This is a genomic window from Flavobacterium sp. RHBU_3, assembly GCF_046613565.1.
Classification (GTDB): Bacteria; Bacteroidota; Bacteroidia; order Flavobacteriales; family Flavobacteriaceae; genus Flavobacterium.
The window spans coordinates 440,435-459,249 of sequence record NZ_JBKJHC010000001.1 but is presented as its reverse complement, the minus strand read 5'-3'; the positions used below and the strand labels follow the sequence as shown (position 1 = coordinate 459,249).

The window sequence follows — 18,815 nt, the reverse complement described above, 5'->3', positions numbered from 1 at the left end:
TATAAAACAATAAAATAACACTACTTAAAAACCAACCACAGGATAGTACAGGACAAAACCATTGACCAAAAACCTTTACATTTACAGTACATGCTTACTACAAAAACATACCCTATACCCCTAAGACTGCTACTATGCAGTTTTATACTACTATCGCTGTGCCTATATCCTAACCGGGCATGGGCGCAAACCAAAACCAGCGCGGGCGACTTTATAGAAAACACCTCGTATAACAAGCACAATAGAAACGAAAAACGCGTACTGCAATACACTCCCGAAGGCGAAGACTTTGTATGCATTAACGGCAACAACCGCTTTACGCGGGCATTGTACGGCAGCCACACCGAGTTCCGGATAGAAACCAGCGACAGGCCTGTATTTGCCATTTATTCTAAAAAAGACAAAAAGCATATTGCATTTAAAATAAAGTTAGGCAACAATACTATAGCTATCGATTCTGTGCATTGTAAGTCAGTGTACAAACCCGGCAGGCGTGATTATGAGTTGAACGACACACGGTTTGGCAATGAAGGGTTCGCTGTTTCAGCTCAGGCATTTTACGATACCGAAGGCGGCATCTGGAAGTTCTCCTTCCCGAAAAGTATGGTAGGTAAAAACATAAAACTGTTGTGCTTTACTTCGGAAATTAAGTTGACCAAGCTGAACCGCAACGGCGATATGGGTGCCGACCCACCCGATGCCTTTGAAATGCCGGAACATCCGCAGCAGTTAAAAACCCTGGAAACAGCAATACAGCCTACCGTGTATATGGTGTACGAAAACGGGGAGCTGAAACAAGTAGACAATACCATTGGCGAAAAGCTATTTAACACTGCCGACGCAGCTCGTATCAAACTGTCGCGAACCCTGAAAATAACCACCCCCGACCCATACATGAACCCGCTGGGCGCTACCATTTCTATGGCTGCCGATGGTATTTGGGACGAACAGGTATGGCTGCATGGTGCTATAGGCTGGCGCATGCAACTAAACGGGTGGCGGGCAGCCTATACAGGCGATGCTTTGGGCTGGCACAACCGCGCACGCACGCATTTTGATAACTACGCGGCATCTCAGGTAACCGATGTAGAGCCAATATACGCTCATCCACAGCAGGACACGGTACTGGACCTTACCCGCGCCCTGAAAAAATGGGGTACGCCCATGTACAGCAACGGCTACATCTGCCGTAACCCGAATAACAATACCCAGATGCACCACTACGACATGAACCTGGTGTACATAGACGAACTGCTGTGGCACCTGAAATGGACGGGTGATTTGGCTTACGCCAAAAAGATTTTCCCGGTAATACAACGTAGCCTTGCGTGGGAAAAGCGCAACTTTGATCCTGACGGTGATGGCTTGTATGAAGCCTATGCTGCTACCTGGGCCAGCGACGGTGTTATGTACAACAGCGGCGGTACTACAGTGGGTTCGGCATATAATTATCGTGCCAATGCTACAGCTGCCGAAATTGCAACCCTTATAGGCGAAAATCCTGCCCCATACCGCAACGAAGCAGACAAGATACTCAAGGCCATAAACGAGAAACTTTGGTTGGAAAACCAAGGCTGGTGGGCGGAGTATGTAGATTTTATGGGTAATAAAATGGTGCATCCTTACGCAGGCGTGTGGTCCATTTATACTGCTATAGATTCCGGCATACACAATCCGTTTAAGGCTTATAGCGCTACAAGTTATGTAGACCAATACATTCCGCACATCCCCATAAAAGCTGATAATTTAGATGGGGAATACAATGCCATTGCCACCTCATCGTGGATGCCTTATTGCTGGAGTACAAACAATGTGGCTTTCGCCGAAACGGGTCACACCGCACTGGCGTACTGGCAGGCAGGCCGTGCCAATGAAGCCTACAATCTATTTAAAGGCGCAGTTTTAGATGGCATGTACCTGGGAAATTCGCCGGGTAATATAGGACAAATAAGCTACTACGATGCGGCACGCGGTGAAAGCTACCGCGACTTTGGCGACCCTATAGGCGTATACTCACGTGCGGTGGTGCAAGGGCTTTTTGGCATAGCGCCCAACTTGCTGCATAATGAAATAACAGTGCAACCGGGTTTTCCGGGTGACTGGAAATTTGCAGAAATACAGCATCCGGATATGGGATACTCTTTTAAGCGTGAAGGCGATAAGGATGTATATGTATTTTCAAATAATTTTGGTAAAGCCTTAAAATTACATTTACAGGTTAAGGCCCTGAACGATGCCATTGAGTGGATAAAAGTAAACGGTAAAAAAACGAAATGGCTTTTAAAAGACGGGATTGAAGCCCCTTTAATAGAAATCACATTTGATTTTACCCAAAAATGCACGGTAGAAATTGTATGGAGCGGCAAGAAAATATGGCTCGAAAACCGGAACATAAAACATGATTTCGACCAGTTTGAAAAACGGGAGCAAGGACAAATGAGCTGGTGGGTACCCATGGAAAACTACCACAAATTAGAGCCCGAACCATTTCCGTCTGAATATGATTCTGCAAGCCTTAACAAATCTGTTAAACATGAATATGTACCGGTGAATATTGATTCAGCGCTTAATGCCTCTGTAACCGATATTTTTAAGAACCGCTACCTTACTCCGCGTTCACCATACACCACCATGCAAACTCCGGTACAGGGTGTGGGCGAATGGTGCCACCCCAAGCTTACATACAAAATTGACGACACCGGGCTTCGCAATGCTATAAAAAATGAAGTATTGGAAACCCCGTTTGGTGTGCCGTTCCGTATGCCGAAGGGTAAGAACAACATAGCTTTTACCACACTGTGGGACAACTACCCCGATTCGCTTTCGGTGCCACTGAGCGGCAAGGCGCAGCACGCCTACCTGCTTATGGCAGGCACTACAAACCCCATGCAATATGGTGTAACCAATGGGCTTATTACCATAACTTATACTAACGGTACAAAAACGGTACTTGAGTTGACAAACCCCGATACGTGGTGCCCCATAGAACAGGATTTTCACACCGATGGTCTTGCCTTTAAACTAAATGCACCCCGCCCTTACAGGGTGGCGTTTAAAACAGGGATTATAAGCCGTGATATGGAAACTGCCGCCGGTATAAAGCCTACCGACGTATACGCACGCACCATAGACGGTGGTGCAGGTATTATACTGGATATACCAATGGATAAACACAGGGAACTAAAATCCATACAGTGGAAAGCCGTAGCTAATGAGGTTATCATCGGGCTTATGGCGGTGACACTGGTAAAATAATCCAAAAAAATAAACCCCTGCAAGCAATAGTGCCTACAGGGGATTTACTACATAAATTGGATGATTGACCAGTGAACTATTTCCTTTTATAAAGCTTTCCTGTTTTAATTGTTTTTACGTCTAAACTGCCGGATTGTACCAGCTGTTCTAAAATTGACGTAGCCACTTCGGTGGTATGGTTTAGTATTACCGCATATTCCTTAGCGGTAAGCGTAGGGTAACGTTCGAATAACGCTAACGGATTTCCTGTGGTTACCGGTTGTTTCTTTTTAGCATCGGGGTACAGTTCCAGTATTGCATTTTCATAGGCCTGATAAGGCTTGGCACCATATACCATCAGCCTGTTATCTGAGGCATCGGTAAAAAACATGGTAGGAAAACCACGCACACCAAGCTGACGTGCAAGTGCTAAATCCTGTTCAAAGTATATCTTCCCCTGCCCCATATAATCCTGCTTAAGCAGTGCTACATCAAGATTTGCCAGGGCCGCGGCCTCGGATATATTTTCCCATTTGGCAATGTTCTTTTTGTCCAGATAAAGCTTTTCGCGCATTATCCTCATAAACGTTACCGCTTTATCCTTATCCTGAAGCTGTGCCGCTTTCATAGCAATGCACGAAGGATAAGATGAGTCTAAAGGATCTTCCAACCACACATCGCCGTCTATAGGCATTTCATAATACAGGCTGGCTTCATCCCAATGATGCGCCACATCCGATGGCTTGCTGATACCTCCGCTATTATAGCTCCAGTCCGGCAACAGCCCACCCATACGGTAATCAATTTCTATATAATCGCCGTACTCTGATTTAAGTTTGCGCAGCTGCGGTTCTATTCCCCAGCACGACGAACAGATAGGATCGGTATAGTAAATAATCCTTACCGGCTTTACTGCCGGAATGGTTTTTAAACCTGAAGATGCCGCAGCAGTTTCGGGCATTTCGCACATGCCGCTTTGCGGATCGCACATTAACGGATTTGTTTTGTTCTCTGTCATAACACTCTTTTTTTCCTGTGTGCGGCAGCCTAAGCATAACGTGATTAGCAATAGAAAGTACAGCGATTTCATTATCTGGGGGTACTGCACTAACCCGCTTTTGCGAATTATTGCTAATTTTGCCACAAAGGTGCAGCCTTTACAAACACCAGTCAATTAGTCAAAAAAACCGGACTATGAAAAAAACCGAAAACAGCGGGGTAAACTGCCCTGTAGAAGAACTGCTAAAACAATTAGCCGGAAAGTGGAAAATGCAGATATTTTCATTAGCGCTTCATGAAAATGTGCGCTTTAACAGCCTGCTGCGGGAAATCAACGGAGCCAGTAAGCAATCTATAGCCACGGCGCTTAGGGAAATGGAAGAATCAGGGCTTTTGGAGAAAATTGTTGTAAGCCAAAAACCGCTGCATATAGAATACACCCTTACCGAAAAAAGCAAATCATTAGCTCCGGTTATAAAACAACTGGAACCTTTTTCGGGCGAATAGGACGTGTTTTTACGGCAATATTACCAGGTAATATGCCCTTCTATAAACTCTATCAGCTGGTCGGCCATGGCCTGTTGTTCTTTCCTTACCGGATGCGAACCTGTGTTCTTGTACGGGAATATGGTAATGTAGATATTTTCATCTTCCAGCTGGCCTACTGCCTTCCTGATATAATCAGGCCAAGGAGAACCTTCCTGGGTGGCATCCATATTACCTAAAGCGCATATAATACTTGCCTGGGGATGTTTTTCCCTTACCGAGGATATAAAGTTTTTATACGACTGTACAATAAAATCCTCTGTAGGTTTTGTGGTGCCAAACCTGCTTTTAAACTGTTCGTGTTCTGGCAGTTTTACCAGCCAAGAATCGTTCTGGAACAGGTTTACCACGACCACATCGGGCTGAAATACATTAAAATCGTACTTACTATTTGGATCCAGCGGGTCTATACGTCCAAAGGTTTCGGGCATAATTTCCGGAAACCAGCTCACCATAATACCTATACCGCTACGGGCTACTATTGATGCCTTTGCATTAAAATGGCGTGCTGTAATGGCACCGTAAGTGTAGTAGTTATTAAACTGTTCGGGTGTACCGGCATCTACACCGCCTTCGGGCACGTCTACACCATGCCCCGCCGTAATAGAGTTGCCGTAAAAAACTATTTTTCTTGTGCGGGTATCTTTAAACTTTAAAAGCGAAGCCTTTCCTTCCAGCTCAAAACCATAGAATATATTTTTTGAGGTGCTGTTTGTCAGCTTGTAGATTTCCAGTGTATGTTTACCGGGGTTAAGTCCCTGGGCAACGGTAAACGTCCTTACTTCACTATCCGACTGGAATCTGAAAGCATGGTCGGCATCATTATCTACAATGGCATAAAAATCGGCTTTTTCTTTCAGCGATTTCATTTTTACCGAAGCACCCGTACCCTTAAAGGCTATTTTTATGGATGTTCCCGGCCAGTAAAACTGTGTTGAGTCGGCCTTAACCTCTACCCTGCCGGTGTAGCATATTTTCTTATTACCCGGCTTTATAACAACCTGCGAAAAACCATTAGAAGCTATAAAACATATTAACAGTGTAAAAAGTACCTTCAGTTTTATCATGACAATTGTGGACTTTAGTTTTGTTATGGGAGATCTGGGATAATATTTTATTGCAGAAGGGAAGGGATTCGAACCCTCGATACCCTTTTGAGGTATACACACTTTCCAGGCGTGCGCCTTCGACCACTCGGCCACCCTTCTGTATACAGACAAAAATAGTCTAAAAAATCTAACGTCAAACTTATTGGGTAAGCTCCCCGCACACAGGCGCTTCAAAAAGTAGCTTAAAACGGTGCGCAGGCACCTGCATACCCAGCAGGTACATCATTTTGGTAATGGCGGCTTCGGTGGTAATATCGGCACCGCTTATCACACCTATTTCTTTCAGCAGGGTACTGGTTTCGTACTGGCCCATGTTTACGCGGCCTCCGCTGCACTGGGTTACGTTTACCACATGTACGCCACTTTCTATGGCTTTTTGCAGTATGCCGATAAACCACTCTGCCGATGGTGCATTGCCGCTGCCATAGGTTTCCAGCACTATACCCCTAAGGCCTTCTATAGCAGTTATGGCGCGTAGTACCTGTGCCGTAATACCGGGGAACATTTTTACGATAGCCACATTACCGTCAAACCCGGAACGCAGTTCGAACTCTTCGCCGTTTAACGGCAAAAGCTGTTCTTTGTGTACGCGCAGGTGTACGCCGCTTTCGGCAAGTGCAGGGTAATTGGGCGATGTAAATGCATTAAAGTGCTCGGCGCTTATCTTGGTGGTACGGTTACCACGGTAGAGCTTGTATTCAAAATAAAGGGAAACTTCGCGTACTATGGGTTGCCCATCATGATGCAGCGAAGCTATCTGTATGGCGGTAATCAGGTTTTCCTTGGCATCGGTACGCAGGTCGCCGATAGGCAATTGCGAGCCCGTAAATACCACAGGCTTTTTAAGGCCGTGAAGCATAAAGCTCAGTGCCGATGCCGAATAGCTCATGGTATCGCTGCCGTGCAGGATTACAAAACCGTCAAAATCATTGTAATTATCAGCAACAATACGAGCCATCTTTTCCCACTTGGCCGGATCCATATCACTGGAATCGATGGGTTTTTCAAACGACATGGTTTCTATATCGCAGTCCAGTTGCCTTAGCTCCGGTATGCGTTGCAGCAGCTTACTAAAATTGAATACCTTAAGGGCACCGGTTTCAAAGTTCTTCACCATGCCTATGGTGCCTCCGGTATATATGAGCAGTATACGGGGCCTATGCATCCTGGTACTTCATTTTATTTACCACCGGGTTAGCATACATAGCCAGGAAGCCTTCTTTCAGTATCGGGTTTTCTACATCAATACGCATTTCCAGCCTGCGTTCAAATACCTGTTTTTCCTTTTCGGTATACCTGTCAGCAAAGCGTGTGGTACCGTTAAGCAGGTCGTAAGCTATGTAGTTTGTAGGCCATAGGTTATAGCCGGTAATAATAGCCTCGTCTATAACCTGTGCCAATGATTGCAGCTGCTTGTTAGCACTGTCGCTCTCTGTAGCTATAATATCCAGCTCAGTATCCAGCGGCGTGCCTACATGCAGGTGTATACCTTTCTTTTGGCCTATAATACCGCTAAGCAGGGTATTAAAGTCTTCATTCTTTTCTTTAACGTACACCTCATCGTTTGCCTTAGCCAAAAGTTGCGGCATCTTCAGGGCATCGGTAGGGTCATATTCATACGAAATAGAAACCGGCACTATCTTCAGCTTTCGGAAAAACTCGGTAAGGGTTTGGCCTTCATTGGCCATAGCCAGCATTTTTAACACCCCCTGTTGGGTAGCATCGTTTCCGTCTTTGGTACGGCCTTCGCGCTGGGCTATCCATACGCTTCGGTTTTCACGGCGTATAAGGTGGTAAATGTACTCGCTCATCAGCTTACTGCTTTGCAGCATTTCGCGCGGCGAAAGGCTACGCTGTACCAGGAAGTTCCTGTTAAGCTTTGATAATGTTTGTAAAAAAGGCTTTTGCACCAGGTTGTCGCCTATGGCGCTGGCCGTCATGGTAAGGCCTTTTTCAAGCAGGGTAACATTCAGCAGCGATGTATCCAGGATAATATCGCGGTGATTGCTTATATAAAGATACGATGTATGCGGTTCTAGATGCTCAAAACCTGAGGTAGTTAGTCCTTCCGAACTTTTTTTAAGCACCTCCTGTATGGCATTATAAATGAAGTTTGCCTGAAAATCACGTTTAGAATGCGTGCGCAACAACTGCGTTTTCCATTCCTCTTCAGACATTTCCGGAAACGTGAAACTCATGAGTGCTTTCATCATCGGGTGATGTATCACACCGCGCAGGGCCTCATTTACTTCGCTATCATAAAAAGGCCGGATCTGATCAAACTTCTGCATGTGCTTCTTAAATAGTTTTTTAGGTGAATTTACAAATGAACGAAAATTTATTGGATTTTAACCGGAATTACGCGTTAAATACCATACACATCAACCGAATTTTGTGTGGTAATACGTGCCACTTCCGCTACCGAAAGGCCATAAATAGCAGCCAGTTTTTCGGCTACAAGAGCCACATAAGCGCTCTCATTCCGCTTACCCCTGTGGGGCACCGGTGCCAGGTAAGGCGCATCGGTTTCAAGCACTATATTCTTAATATCAATGTCGGCAAGGAACTGGTCTATTTTACCATTTTTAAACGTAGCAACGCCACCTACACCCAACTTCATACCATAGCCTATGGCTTTCTCGGCATGCTCCTGTGTTCCGGTAAAACAATGAAAAATACCGTACAGTCCCTCTCCTTTTTCGCTTTCCAGCACTTCAAAAGTTTCGTCAAAAGCATCACGACAATGAATGTTTATGGGCAGGCCGTATTGTTTGGCTATTTTTATCTGACGGGAAAAAGCATCTTGCTGTTGCGGCAGAAAAGTTTTGTCCCAAAACAGGTCTACCCCTATTTCGCCTACGGCATAGAACTTTTTATCGGCACGAGCCAACTCCTGTTGCACAAAAGCCAGTTCGTCTTCATAGTTTTCTTTTACATGCGTAGGGTGCAGCCCCATCATCAGGAAAACGTTCTCTGGGTACTGCTCCTGCACGGCATACATACCAGGGGTGTACGTACTGTCTATGGCCGGCACAAAAAGGCGGGTAACCCCGGCATTAAAGGCGCGCTGCATCATAGCATCGCGGTCTTGCGAAAATTCTTCGGAGTATAAGTGGGTATGTGTATCGGTAAGTATCATTATAATCAATAAACCGGCAGCAAAAATACGAAGTTGATGCAAAATTTAGCTTTGAAGTACCGATTTTTAATCTAATTTTACCAAAACCATCAATAAAGCTATAACACACCTACATGGAAGAACTGCATGCAATCCTGAAAAAGGAAGGCTACAAACGTATTAAGTTTAAACTAAGCAGCACCCAGCACCTGCTTATAAAGGGAAAAATAAACGGTGTAGACGGTAATTTTATCCTGGACACCGGCGCCAGCAACAGTTGCGTAGACTTTGAAGGCATAGCGCATTTTGCACTGCACGCAACAGACTCAGACACGCGCGCAGCAGGAGCAGGCGGCACCGGCATGCTTACACAAACTTCATTACAAAACACCCTGAAACTGGGCCGCTGGACTACCAATAGCCTGGGGCTGGTAATCTTTGACATGAGCCACGTAAATGAAGCCCTGCGCCAGTACAAAGCCAAGCCCGTACACGGCATTATAGGCGCCGATATATTACTGAAAGGAAAAGCGATAGTAGATTACAACGATTTTTGCTTGTACCTGAAATAATTTTTTTCACTTTACAGGTAGGGTATTTTAGCTCTCAACTGTATTTATAGTAACAAAACCACAAGCATAAAAGTTTTTTTAGTTAGTTAAACTAAGTATGGCCTGCCGAAACGCAGGCCATTTTTTTGTTTTAAAACCGGCTTATTTGTAAAAAACCACACAGTGTGCGTATATATAAATACCGTATCTTTGTATCCTGATTTCGAGAGTTTGATTGCATGGAAACAGTTTTAGACACTACAAGGCCTGTTGCACAAAACGGGCTGCTTACACAAAAACCAAAATGGCTTAGGGTAAAACTCCCTACAGGCCAAAAATATACTGAACTTCGCGGGCTTGTAGACAAGTACAAGCTACACACTATATGCACATCGGGAAGCTGCCCTAACATGGGCGAATGCTGGGGCGAAGGCACCGCTACGTTTATGATACTGGGCAACGTATGTACACGTTCGTGCGGGTTTTGCGGCGTAAAAACCGGAAGGCCTGAAACGGTAGAATGGGATGAGCCCGAAAAAGTGGCGCGTTCTATAAAGTTGATGAACATTAAGCACGCGGTTATTACCAGCGTAGACCGAGACGACCTTAAAGACGGCGGCTCTATAATCTGGGCTGAAACCGTTAAGGCGGTACGCAGGATGAGTCCGGGTACTACCATGGAAACCCTTATACCGGACTTTCAGGGAATAACCCGAAACATAGACCGTATAGTGGAGGTAGCACCAGAAGTGGTTTCGCACAATATGGAAACCGTAAAACGCCTTACCCGCGAGGTACGCATACAGGCTAAATACGAGCGCAGCCTTGAGGTACTGCGTTACCTAAAAGCAAGCGGCATTAACCGCACCAAATCGGGCATTATGCTGGGGCTGGGTGAAACCGAAGCCGAAGTACTGCAAACCATGGAAGACCTGCGCAATGTAAACCTTGACGTGCTTACCATAGGCCAATACCTACAGCCAAGTAAAAAACACCTTCCGGTGAAGGAGTTCATTACCCCAGACCAGTTTAAAAAATACGAGGAAATAGGCCTTGAAATGGGCTTCCGCCACGTAGAAAGCGGTGCATTAGTGCGTTCGTCATACAAAGCGCAGAAGCACATTCTTTAATTTGTTTCAGGTTTAAAGTTTCAGGTTATGGAAAAGCAGGATTTAGTTGTTAGTTTTTCTACACTCCGTGAGGCATACTGTGAAGTAAAGAGTTTCATTGAAAAGGAAACATGGGATAAAGTCAAATCACTATCCACAACAATAGATGGTGATTTGGGTTGTTCAGGAGATGATAATTATGAGTTATTGGTGAAATTCACCGATAAGTATGATCTTAACCATGAAGGTTTTGATTATAGTGCTCATTTTCTTTCGGAAGGCGAGTTATTCGGCTCTGGCAGTGCATTTTTACACGCTATTATGATTCCTCTTTATATCATAAAAATGATTTCATTTGGAAAGATAAACCTGCTACCTCCTGATCGCTATTTTCATCGAGAGACTTCTGACTTAACATTCGGAGATATGCTGGCATGGTATCTCACCAAAGAATTCAAACACCGCTCTGACCTGAATATTAAATTGCCTGTTAACGCCTAAAAAAGCACAAGCTGGATTTCCGCGAACTACATACCGAAAGGCTTATCCTTAGGGAAATAAACCCGGAGGTGCATAATTATATCTACAGCAATTTTACCGATGCCCAACTCATGGCCTTTTTGGGGCTTGATACCGAGGCTTTGGCAAAAGAAAAAGCGAAGTATGCTGTCGGATTGGTTACGTTCAATAAATCGTACCTTTACCATACTATTATTGAGAGGAAATCGGGTAATATTATCGGCTGGTGCGGTTACCATACCTGGTATACACAGCACAACCGGGCAGAGATAGGCTACGGACTTTACAGCGACGACTATAAACGCCAAGGTATAATGACCGAAGCTCTTAATGCAATATTGGCTTTTGGCTTCAGCAACATGAACCTACACCGCATAGAAGCCATGACGGCAAGCTATAATACCGCAAGCATCAACACGCTTTTAAAATTTGGCTTTACACAAGAAGGCATACTACGGGAACATTACCTTGTAGGCGACAAAATGGAAGACTCGCTAATGTTTTCGTTATTAAAGCATGAATTTGCTTTATAAACTATTAATAAACCGACCCTAAACTTCCCCATACATCCTCAGGATTAACGGTTTTCTTTTTAGGACTTGCTGCCGATTCTTTTACCATAGTTACAAAATCAGGATCATAAGGTGTCTCTATAACCTCCACTCCTTTGCTACCTTCTTTGGTAAAAAAATCCAACAGCGAAAGCAATGCCTTACCTGCTTTAGTACGCTAGTTTATTTTTAGGGTTATCGTTGTCATACATCCTGATTTATAACTACAAAAATACAAAAACAAACTGTAAAGATTTAGTACCTTTGCATCCTTATTTTTTGCCTTCAACAAACGATGAAAAAAACAAAAATAGCCATTAACGGTTTTGGGCGCATAGGCCGTAATCTTTTCAGGTTGCTGCTAAACCACCCTGAAATTGAAGTAGTAGCCATAAATGATATAGCCGATGCCCGTACTATGGCGCATCTTATAAAATACGACAGCATACACGGCACCCTGCCGTATGAAGTTTCACATACCGAATATTCTATTATAATAGACGGACACTCCTACCCTTTTATCCGCCACAAAGAGGTGGAGGGAATCAACTGGGGCTCGTTTAACGTGGATATTGTTATAGAGGCTACCGGGAAATTCAAAACCCTGGAAGAAGCCGAAAAACACCTTGCTGCGGGGGCTAAAAAGGTAATCCTGTCTGCCCCACCTGAAGACGACCGCATAAAAACGGTGGTACTGGGTGTAAACCACGACATACTGGATGGCACCGAGAAAATAATATCTAACGCCAGCTGTACCACAAACAACGCCGCACCCATGATGATGGTGATAAACGAACTGTGTGGTATAGAGCAGGCATACATAACCACAGTACACTCGTACACTACAGACCAAAGCCTGCACGACCAGCCACATAAAGACCTGCGCCGTGCGCGTGGGGCTGCCCAAAGCATAGTGCCTACCACAACCGGTGCTGCCAAGGCATTAACCAAAATATTCCCTGAATTTGTGGGTAAAATAGGCGGAGGGGGTATTCGTGTGCCTGTGCCCGATGGTTCGCTTACCGATATTACCTGCTATGTGCGCAAGGAAGTAAGCATCGATGAGATAAACAATGCATTTAAAACCGCAGCGCAATACAACCTGAAAGGCATACTGGCGTATACCGAAGACCCGATAGTATCGGTAGATGTGCTGGGCAACAGAAATTCGTGCCTGTTTGATGCGCAGCTTACGTCGGTAATAGATAAAATGGTGAAGGTAGTAGGCTGGTACGATAACGAAATCGGCTATTCATCGAGGATTATCGATTTGATAGGATACATCAACAAATAATTTATCTGTTAAACTACTTTAATTTTTACCAGGATTGATGGCCGTTACTTTGCCGTAAATAAATTTTACAGCTTATGAAACCATCAGTTAAAGAAATCGTCCATCAGTATGTTAATGCATGGAACAACGAAGGCCTTGAAGTATTTAAAACCGAATTTGCCAAATGCCTGGCACCGGAAGTAAAATACACCGACCCGAACATTGAGGCAGATGGACCTGACGGCGTGGCAGCACTGGCACAAGGATCACTTGAAAAAGCTCCCGAGAGGAAATTCAGGGCAGTTACAGAACCTGAATACCACCACAATGTAGCCCGTTACACCTGGGAAGGCACGGGCATACCTACAGGGCGGGTTGAAGGCCAGGATATTTTAGAGTTTAACGAAGTAGGGCTGATAACCCGCATCATCACGTTTTTTTAACCGGGATTAAAATTTGTTACGTGCGTACAGCGTACTTTTGTATAAACAATGAACATGTACGCACGTATACTTTCTAATTTTAGCTTACACATTCAGCTTAACGATGCAGAAATACAGCTTGTAACGAATAAGCTGCAATTTCTCGCCATAAAGAAGAATACTGCATTGCTAAACCCGGGAGAAATCTGCCGAAACATCTATTTTACCGATAGCGGATGCCTGCGTGTTTTTAACCTTGATAAAAACGGAATTGAGCACAACGTACTTTTTTGTCCGGAAAACTGGTGGGCTACAGATATAGCCAGTTTTTCTTCGCAAAAACCTGCCAGTTACGGCATCAGTGCACTGGAAGATTCCTTTGTGTTTTTTATTAGCCATAGCAACCTCCAGAAGCTTTATGAAGAAGTACCCAAACTTGAACGTTTTTTTCGGATAATGACAGAGAATGGTTTTGCCTTATACCAAAACCGCCTTAATTCCAACCTGTCTAAAACCGCTGAAGAACGCTACAGGCTATTCCAAAAACTATACCCCAGCCTGGAACAGCGCATCACTCAGAAGCATATAGCCTCTTACCTTGGCATTACCCCGGTGTTCCTAAGCATGCTACGGAATAAATAACTTATTGTATCAAAATATTAAGAGGAACATTGATGACATTGCTGCTACGCACATGCAGATACATACAGATTTTCTAGTTGAGTGAAGCTCCTAAAAACCTTCAACCAACAACCAACAACCAACAACCAACAACCAACAACCAACAACCATCAACCTTTACACCACCTGCCCACTAAACTTTTCGCGGTACATGGTAGGCGTCATGCCTACAGTGCGTTTAAACAACGTACGGAATGTTTTCAGGTCGTTGTAACCGCTTTCCAGCATCACTTCGGTTATGCTGTAGCGTGATTGCTCCAGCATTTGTTTGGCTGCCTCTATACGGGTCTTTTGCAGATATTCTATAGGGGTTATACCCGTTACCTGTTTAAAACGGCGCACCAGGTTACGGCGGCTGGCAGGTACATCGGTAATAATTTCTTCAATGGTATTGGCGCGGCTAAAGTTTTTCTTTATTTCCTCTTGCGCCTGTTTTACCAAATCATCCCCATGATCTTCGTAAGGGGTAAACGAGCCAAAATACGTTTGTCGGTTACGGTCCAGGTCTATGCTAAATGTTTTTGCCGCCCTTACCGCCACTTCTTTACTACAATAAATTTCCAGCAGCAACATAAGTAAGTGGAAGGTATTTGTAGCACCACCGCTGGTAAACACCTTATCCTGCTCGGTTACAACCGCATCGGGCTTTAATTGCACCTGCGGAAACAACCGGACAAAATTACCACCCGCGTTAACATGGGTAGTAGCAGGCCTATGGTTTAGTAACCCCGCAGCAGCAAGCACAAATGCCCCGGTACAAAAACTGGCCACGGCAGCACCTTTTGCATACTGCCTCACTAGCCATGGAAACCAGGGCCCATTTGCACCCAAACTATCGGGCAGGGCATCATTTTTAAAAGCAGGTACCAGTAGCAGGCTGTAATTATCTTCAGGCGAAATATCGGCAACCGTATACTCCTCGTAAGCCACACTACCGTGACCGGGAAAACGCAGCAGATTGATTGAAAAAGGTTCTTCCTTACCGGCCTCTCTATAAAAACTGTTGGCTGTTTCCAGTACGTCTACTATAGCCGCAATGCTCAGCAGCCGATAATCCTTAACCAATACTACTCCTACTTTCATAGCTTTATTTTTTCTGTAAATCCAAAGATATTCTTTTTTGTCCTAAATACCCCCTTTGATTGACTTTTTAGCACAGCAGGGGTTACAAAAGGTATAGATACCTTTGTATCAGAGCCAAAAAATTAGTACTTTCATAATAATAACAACGTAAATCTGCATCTTATGAAAAAACTATTACGTCTTCCTCCTCTGGACACCGACCTGGGTGTACTATTACTTCGCCTGTTTTTCGGGGGAATGTTCATCTACTTTGGCTGGGGAAAAATAGAAAATTACAATATGATATTGCCACAATTTGGCGACATCATAGGTATTGGCTCAAAGCTGTCGTTTAACCTGGTAATCTTTGGTGAGTTTGTTTGCGGCATCCTTATAACATTGGGGCTATTTACCCGTTTGTCGGTTATCCCAAGTTTTATAACCATGGTAGTGGCTTTTTTTGTAGCCCATGCTAACGATGCTTTTGCCGATAAAATACCGGCTTTTTCGTACCTGATACTTTCGGTAATCATCTTTATAAACGGAAGCGGTAAATACTCTGTGGATGCGCTTATTTTTAACCGCAAACAACCTGAATCTAACTAACAATACACCAAATTACAAAAACATAACACCATGAAAATTTTAAAGAAAATAGGGATTGCTATACTTGTAATCATTGTATTGCTGCTGGTTATAGCGCTGATACTGCCAAAAGAATACAAAGTAGAGCGCGAAGTGGTGGTGAACAAACCCGTAGCCGAAGTATTTGACTACGCCCGCCACCTGAAAAACGGCGACGAATACAGCGTATGGAATATGGGCGACATGGATAAGAAACAAACTTTTAGCGGTACCGATGGCGAAGTAGGCTTTATAAACAGCTGGAGTGGCAACGACAAGGTAGGTGTAGGCGAACAGGAAATAAAGGCTATAGATGTAAACAAGCGCATGGATGTGGAAGTACGCTTTAAAGAGCCTTTTGAAAGTGTAATGCAGGGCTATACCCTAACCGAAAGCATTAACCCAAATACTACAAAACTAATATGGGGCTGTAAGGGTGAAAGTTCGTACCCGTGGAATATTATGAACTTTATGATGGACGGTATGCTGGGCAAAGACATACAGCAAAACCTGGATAATATGAAAGCAAAAATAGAACAGCAATAATATGGAAACTACCCTTTTACCACAACCCGATGAGTGCGTTATACTTAACAGTCGCATGTTTAATTACGAGATAAGCACGGTATACAAGGCATGGACAGACCCGCAATGGCTTGCCCTATGGTGGGGACCTGAAGGCTTTACCAATACCTTTAACGAATATGACCTGCGGGCGGGCGGTAAATGGGATTTTGTTATGCACAGCCCGGATGGAAAAGACTTTAAAAACCTGAGCGAGTTTATTTTAATAGAACCAGGCAAACGATTGGTTTGGAACCATATTACCCCGCCGGTATTCCAGATTGATGTAACGTTTACCGAAACGGAGCCGGGAAGTACGCTGGTTAACTTTAAAATGGTTTTTGAAACACCGGAAGCTGCCGGAAACCTGAGGAGTTTTTGCCTTGAAAAAAACGAGGAGAACTTTGACAGGCTGGAAACCGTACTTGAAAAAATGACAAACAATTAATATCAACAAAAAACAACAAACAGTTATGAAAGCTCTTAATCCGTATTTGAATTTTAACGGTAGCACTGAGGAAGCGTTTAACTTTTACAAAAGTGTTTTTGGCGGCGAATTTGCCATGCTGATGCGCTTTAAGGACATCCCTGCCGATGTGCCAATGGACGGCTGCGTAGAAGGCGAACCCGCAAAAGACGAAAGCAACCTGATAATGCACGTATCACTCCCAATAGGAAATAATGTGCTTATGGGCAGCGATGTACCAAGCCACATGCCACAGGTAGCTACAGGCACTAACACATCACTTAGCATACACGTGGAAAGCCGTGAAGAAGCCGACCGGGTTTTTGCAGGACTTAGCGCAGGCGGAAGTGTAACCATGCCCCTAGGCGATATGTTTTGGGGCGATTATTTCGGGATGCTTGTAGACAAATTCGGCATACAGTGGATGGTAAACCACAGCACAGGCCACCAGCCGCCAAGAGAATAGTAAAAACAAACAATAGTAACCAGCAATTCAATCATCATCATTCAGAGTGGAAAGCCCCCTTTTACAAAAAAGAGGGGGCTAATTTTTAACCAAAAAAAGATACTATTATGGAAGATTTAACCCAACAACTGGACGGTGCACTAACCCAAACCATAAACCTGCTAAACAGTATGAGCGAAGATGCTATGAACCAGGTACCCTTTACTGGCAGCTGGACAGCCGCACAGGTAGCCAGGCATTTGTACAAATCTCAAAAAGGTACCGATGCCATGATGCTGCAACCGGCAGGTGAGGCAGGAAGGGATCCGGGTGAGCGTATAGAAAATTACAGGGAGATATTAACTAACTACGAGCATAAAATGGAGTCGCCCGGTTTTCTGGTTCCTGAAAATGAAACCTATGATAAAGACAAACTTATCAATGCACTTACCATTGTGAAAAATGAAATACTGCCTGTTATTGGCACTGCCAACCTTAATGAACTGGCCCCTATAGGCGACGAAACACCACTTAAAGGCAGCACCAAACTGGAAATAGCATATTTTTTACTGTATCACACCATAAGGCACAACAGGCAGATAGAGAAGATTAAGGAACTGCTAAACTAAACGTTAGGCTGCTTTATGGTAGTTTACCATAGTAGCCATCATACCGTATAATTCGGGAAGTTTTTGGTTAAACTCTTCGGGAGTTTCAAAAAAGTATTCCAGGGCTACCGCCATAAACTCCTGTTCGTTTTTATAGGCATAATGCCTGAAATAGTTGGCATTTACTATCTGAATCAGGTTTTCTTCCACCAGTATGTACTCTATAATTTTGCGGTACATATCGGCATACATATCACCTCCTGCCCCAAAATTCTTATTCAGCGAACCTGTATGGATTACGTGGGCAAATTCATGCAGGCCTAAGTTTACATTATTTGCTGTAAAATCGAGTCCGGCCTCAAAATGCGGCCAGCTAAACACTACTGCTCCGGCAGGTTCATTAAACTCGGCAAAATGGTAATTACCGGCTATGCGCGAACGGTACACATCAGGGTACAGTATAATTACATTAAACAAATCAGTAATATAGTGGCGTAGCCCAAAGGTAAGTATTACCCAGGTAGCAGCTATTTTCAGTTTCATTTCATCGGTAACATCCAGTCCGTCGCGCCCTACAAACTTATACTTCCTCATAAACGTGGAAACCCGGTGCTGAAAATACTCTTTATGCTCTTCGGTAAGTTCGTTGTAAAACCGGAATTCGTTTTCCAGCAATATACGTGCTACGGGAGGCAACTTTCTTTTTATGGGGTAAAAATGTACCACAGCAGGTTTACGGTACGCCAGTAAATAGGCCGATTCGGCAAACTTGGCAGACATATAAAAACCAAGCAGCACAACCATAAGGGCTACAAAAACAATAACGATAATGTGGGAAGTAGCAATTGCAAGCACTGTACAGGGTATTAATTTTTAAAGATAAGCATTTTACCCGAATACGGGACACAATTAATTAACGTATAGCGTGTTAATT

The 18,815-nt window shown here is 44.1% G+C and carries 21 protein-coding genes, 1 tRNA gene and 1 pseudogene; 14 read left to right on the top strand and 9 right to left on the bottom strand.

Annotated elements, in window-relative coordinates:
• The first annotated feature begins 90 nt into the window (after positions 1–90).
• Positions 91–3,255, top strand: coding sequence for a DUF4450 domain-containing protein (locus ACLI1A_RS02135; RefSeq protein ID WP_411405590.1), 3,165 nt, complete (start codon positions 91–93; stop codon positions 3,253–3,255).
• A 76-nt stretch (positions 3,256–3,331) separates the two neighbouring features.
• Here the strand turns inward: ACLI1A_RS02135 and ACLI1A_RS02130 are convergent, their stop codons facing one another.
• Positions 3,332–4,252 carry a DsbA family protein gene (locus ACLI1A_RS02130; RefSeq protein WP_411405588.1) on the bottom strand — a complete coding sequence of 307 codons (921 nt, stop codon included), beginning with the start codon at positions 4,250–4,252 and terminating at the stop codon, positions 3,332–3,334.
• Positions 4,253–4,428: 176 nt separating this feature from the next.
• Between ACLI1A_RS02130 and ACLI1A_RS02125 the strand changes: the two genes are divergently transcribed.
• Positions 4,429–4,740 carry a winged helix-turn-helix transcriptional regulator gene (locus ACLI1A_RS02125; RefSeq protein WP_411405586.1) on the top strand — a complete coding sequence of 104 codons (312 nt, stop codon included), beginning with the start codon at positions 4,429–4,431 and terminating at the stop codon, positions 4,738–4,740.
• Between the two features lie 20 nt (positions 4,741–4,760).
• Here the strand turns inward: ACLI1A_RS02125 and ACLI1A_RS02120 are convergent, their stop codons facing one another.
• The 5 genes from ACLI1A_RS02120 to ACLI1A_RS02100 all read right to left on the bottom strand — a co-directional run bounded on the left by ACLI1A_RS02120 (position 4,761) and on the right by ACLI1A_RS02100 (position 9,027).
• The gene (locus tag ACLI1A_RS02120) at positions 4,761–5,846 is read right to left on the bottom strand and encodes an SGNH/GDSL hydrolase family protein (protein WP_411405584.1); all 1,086 of its coding nucleotides are present in this window, start codon (positions 5,844–5,846) and stop codon (positions 4,761–4,763) included.
• Between the two features lie 53 nt (positions 5,847–5,899).
• Positions 5,900–5,987, bottom strand: a tRNA-Ser gene (locus ACLI1A_RS02115).
• Positions 5,988–6,027: 40 nt separating this feature from the next.
• Entirely contained in the window at positions 6,028–7,053 is a 1,026-nt protein-coding gene (locus ACLI1A_RS02110) for an asparaginase (protein ID WP_411405582.1), read from the bottom strand.
• Complete coding sequence (locus ACLI1A_RS02105) at positions 7,046–8,179, bottom strand: 1-acyl-sn-glycerol-3-phosphate acyltransferase (protein WP_411405580.1); 1,134 nt, start codon at positions 8,177–8,179, stop codon at positions 7,046–7,048. Before ACLI1A_RS02105 ends, ACLI1A_RS02110 begins: the two co-directional genes overlap by 8 nt.
• A gap of 74 nt (positions 8,180–8,253) precedes the next feature.
• Positions 8,254–9,027: a TatD family hydrolase gene (locus tag ACLI1A_RS02100; protein ID WP_411405578.1), complete on the bottom strand. Its 774-nt coding sequence runs from the start codon at positions 9,025–9,027 to the stop codon at positions 8,254–8,256.
• A 113-nt stretch (positions 9,028–9,140) separates the two neighbouring features.
• Here ACLI1A_RS02100 and ACLI1A_RS02095 point away from each other — a divergent pair, with 113 nt between their 5' ends.
• From ACLI1A_RS02095 to ACLI1A_RS02080, 4 genes are all read left to right on the top strand, one after another.
• Positions 9,141–9,578, top strand: coding sequence for a retropepsin-like aspartic protease (locus tag ACLI1A_RS02095; protein WP_411405576.1), 438 nt, complete (start codon positions 9,141–9,143; stop codon positions 9,576–9,578).
• Positions 9,579–9,796: 218 nt separating this feature from the next.
• Complete coding sequence (gene lipA, locus ACLI1A_RS02090; RefSeq protein ID WP_411405574.1) at positions 9,797–10,687, top strand: lipoyl synthase; 891 nt, start codon at positions 9,797–9,799, stop codon at positions 10,685–10,687.
• A 27-nt stretch (positions 10,688–10,714) separates the two neighbouring features.
• On the top strand, positions 10,715–11,167 hold the full coding sequence (locus ACLI1A_RS02085; protein WP_411405572.1) for a hypothetical protein: 453 nt from the start codon (positions 10,715–10,717) through the stop codon (positions 11,165–11,167).
• Positions 11,168–11,178: 11 nt separating this feature from the next.
• Positions 11,179–11,718, top strand: a complete 540-nt coding sequence (locus tag ACLI1A_RS02080; RefSeq protein WP_411405644.1) for a GNAT family N-acetyltransferase — start codon at positions 11,179–11,181, stop codon at positions 11,716–11,718.
• Between the two features lie 4 nt (positions 11,719–11,722).
• Here the strand turns inward: ACLI1A_RS02080 and ACLI1A_RS02075 are convergent.
• Positions 11,723–11,899: pseudogene (locus ACLI1A_RS02075) on the bottom strand (DUF2683 family protein); the annotation flags it as partial.
• Positions 11,900–12,031: 132 nt separating this feature from the next.
• Between ACLI1A_RS02075 and gap the strand changes: the two are divergent.
• The 3 genes from gap to ACLI1A_RS02060 all read left to right on the top strand — a co-directional run bounded on the left by gap (position 12,032) and on the right by ACLI1A_RS02060 (position 14,073).
• Positions 12,032–13,030, top strand: coding sequence for a type I glyceraldehyde-3-phosphate dehydrogenase (gap, locus tag ACLI1A_RS02070; RefSeq protein ID WP_411405570.1), 999 nt, complete (start codon positions 12,032–12,034; stop codon positions 13,028–13,030).
• A 74-nt stretch (positions 13,031–13,104) separates the two neighbouring features.
• Positions 13,105–13,452: a nuclear transport factor 2 family protein gene (locus ACLI1A_RS02065; RefSeq protein ID WP_411405568.1), complete on the top strand. Its 348-nt coding sequence runs from the start codon at positions 13,105–13,107 to the stop codon at positions 13,450–13,452.
• Between the two features lie 48 nt (positions 13,453–13,500).
• Positions 13,501–14,073 (top strand): Crp/Fnr family transcriptional regulator, encoded by a 573-nt coding sequence (locus ACLI1A_RS02060; RefSeq protein WP_411405566.1) that lies wholly within the window; start codon positions 13,501–13,503, stop codon positions 14,071–14,073.
• A 156-nt stretch (positions 14,074–14,229) separates the two neighbouring features.
• Here ACLI1A_RS02060 and ACLI1A_RS02055 read toward each other — a convergent pair whose 3' ends face one another.
• Positions 14,230–15,195, bottom strand: a complete 966-nt coding sequence (locus ACLI1A_RS02055; protein ID WP_411405564.1) for a GlxA family transcriptional regulator — start codon at positions 15,193–15,195, stop codon at positions 14,230–14,232.
• Positions 15,196–15,357: 162 nt separating this feature from the next.
• Here ACLI1A_RS02055 and ACLI1A_RS02050 point away from each other — a divergent pair, with 162 nt between their 5' ends.
• From ACLI1A_RS02050 to ACLI1A_RS02030, 5 genes are all read left to right on the top strand, one after another.
• Positions 15,358–15,780, top strand: a complete 423-nt coding sequence (locus ACLI1A_RS02050) for a DoxX family protein (protein ID WP_411405562.1) — start codon at positions 15,358–15,360, stop codon at positions 15,778–15,780.
• A gap of 30 nt (positions 15,781–15,810) precedes the next feature.
• Positions 15,811–16,344, top strand: coding sequence for an SRPBCC family protein (locus ACLI1A_RS02045; RefSeq protein WP_411405560.1), 534 nt, complete (start codon positions 15,811–15,813; stop codon positions 16,342–16,344).
• A gap of 1 nt (position 16,345) precedes the next feature.
• Complete coding sequence (locus ACLI1A_RS02040; RefSeq protein ID WP_411405558.1) at positions 16,346–16,810, top strand: SRPBCC domain-containing protein; 465 nt, start codon at positions 16,346–16,348, stop codon at positions 16,808–16,810.
• A gap of 25 nt (positions 16,811–16,835) precedes the next feature.
• Positions 16,836–17,294, top strand: coding sequence for a VOC family protein (locus ACLI1A_RS02035; RefSeq protein WP_411405556.1), 459 nt, complete (start codon positions 16,836–16,838; stop codon positions 17,292–17,294).
• A gap of 107 nt (positions 17,295–17,401) precedes the next feature.
• On the top strand, positions 17,402–17,902 hold the full coding sequence (locus ACLI1A_RS02030) for a DinB family protein (protein ID WP_411405554.1): 501 nt from the start codon (positions 17,402–17,404) through the stop codon (positions 17,900–17,902).
• 3 nt (positions 17,903–17,905) lie between these two features.
• On the opposite strand, the gene ACLI1A_RS02025 is transcribed toward ACLI1A_RS02030, so the two are convergent.
• Positions 17,906–18,736, bottom strand: a complete 831-nt coding sequence (locus ACLI1A_RS02025; RefSeq protein ID WP_411405552.1) for a zinc-dependent peptidase — start codon at positions 18,734–18,736, stop codon at positions 17,906–17,908.
• Positions 18,737–18,815: the final 79 nt, after the last annotated feature.

Coding starts and splice junctions, on each gene's coding strand:
- ACLI1A_RS02135 (WP_411405590.1), top strand. CDS start 91: ATGCTTACTACAAAAACATACCCTATACCCCTAAGACTGCTACTATGC.
- ACLI1A_RS02130 (WP_411405588.1), bottom strand. CDS start 4,252: ATGACAGAGAACAAAACAAATCCGTTAATGTGCGATCCGCAAAGCGGC.
- ACLI1A_RS02125 (WP_411405586.1), top strand. CDS start 4,429: ATGAAAAAAACCGAAAACAGCGGGGTAAACTGCCCTGTAGAAGAACTG.
- ACLI1A_RS02120 (WP_411405584.1), bottom strand. CDS start 5,846: ATGATAAAACTGAAGGTACTTTTTACACTGTTAATATGTTTTATAGCT.
- ACLI1A_RS02110 (WP_411405582.1), bottom strand. CDS start 7,053: ATGCATAGGCCCCGTATACTGCTCATATATACCGGAGGCACCATAGGC.
- ACLI1A_RS02105 (WP_411405580.1), bottom strand. CDS start 8,179: ATGCAGAAGTTTGATCAGATCCGGCCTTTTTATGATAGCGAAGTAAAT.
- ACLI1A_RS02100 (WP_411405578.1), bottom strand. CDS start 9,027: ATGATACTTACCGATACACATACCCACTTATACTCCGAAGAATTTTCG.
- ACLI1A_RS02095 (WP_411405576.1), top strand. CDS start 9,141: ATGGAAGAACTGCATGCAATCCTGAAAAAGGAAGGCTACAAACGTATT.
- lipA (WP_411405574.1), top strand. CDS start 9,797: ATGGAAACAGTTTTAGACACTACAAGGCCTGTTGCACAAAACGGGCTG.
- ACLI1A_RS02085 (WP_411405572.1), top strand. CDS start 10,715: ATGGAAAAGCAGGATTTAGTTGTTAGTTTTTCTACACTCCGTGAGGCA.
- gap (WP_411405570.1), top strand. CDS start 12,032: ATGAAAAAAACAAAAATAGCCATTAACGGTTTTGGGCGCATAGGCCGT.
- ACLI1A_RS02065 (WP_411405568.1), top strand. CDS start 13,105: ATGAAACCATCAGTTAAAGAAATCGTCCATCAGTATGTTAATGCATGG.
- ACLI1A_RS02060 (WP_411405566.1), top strand. CDS start 13,501: ATGAACATGTACGCACGTATACTTTCTAATTTTAGCTTACACATTCAG.
- ACLI1A_RS02055 (WP_411405564.1), bottom strand. CDS start 15,195: ATGAAAGTAGGAGTAGTATTGGTTAAGGATTATCGGCTGCTGAGCATT.
- ACLI1A_RS02050 (WP_411405562.1), top strand. CDS start 15,358: ATGAAAAAACTATTACGTCTTCCTCCTCTGGACACCGACCTGGGTGTA.
- ACLI1A_RS02045 (WP_411405560.1), top strand. CDS start 15,811: ATGAAAATTTTAAAGAAAATAGGGATTGCTATACTTGTAATCATTGTA.
- ACLI1A_RS02040 (WP_411405558.1), top strand. CDS start 16,346: ATGGAAACTACCCTTTTACCACAACCCGATGAGTGCGTTATACTTAAC.
- ACLI1A_RS02035 (WP_411405556.1), top strand. CDS start 16,836: ATGAAAGCTCTTAATCCGTATTTGAATTTTAACGGTAGCACTGAGGAA.
- ACLI1A_RS02030 (WP_411405554.1), top strand. CDS start 17,402: ATGGAAGATTTAACCCAACAACTGGACGGTGCACTAACCCAAACCATA.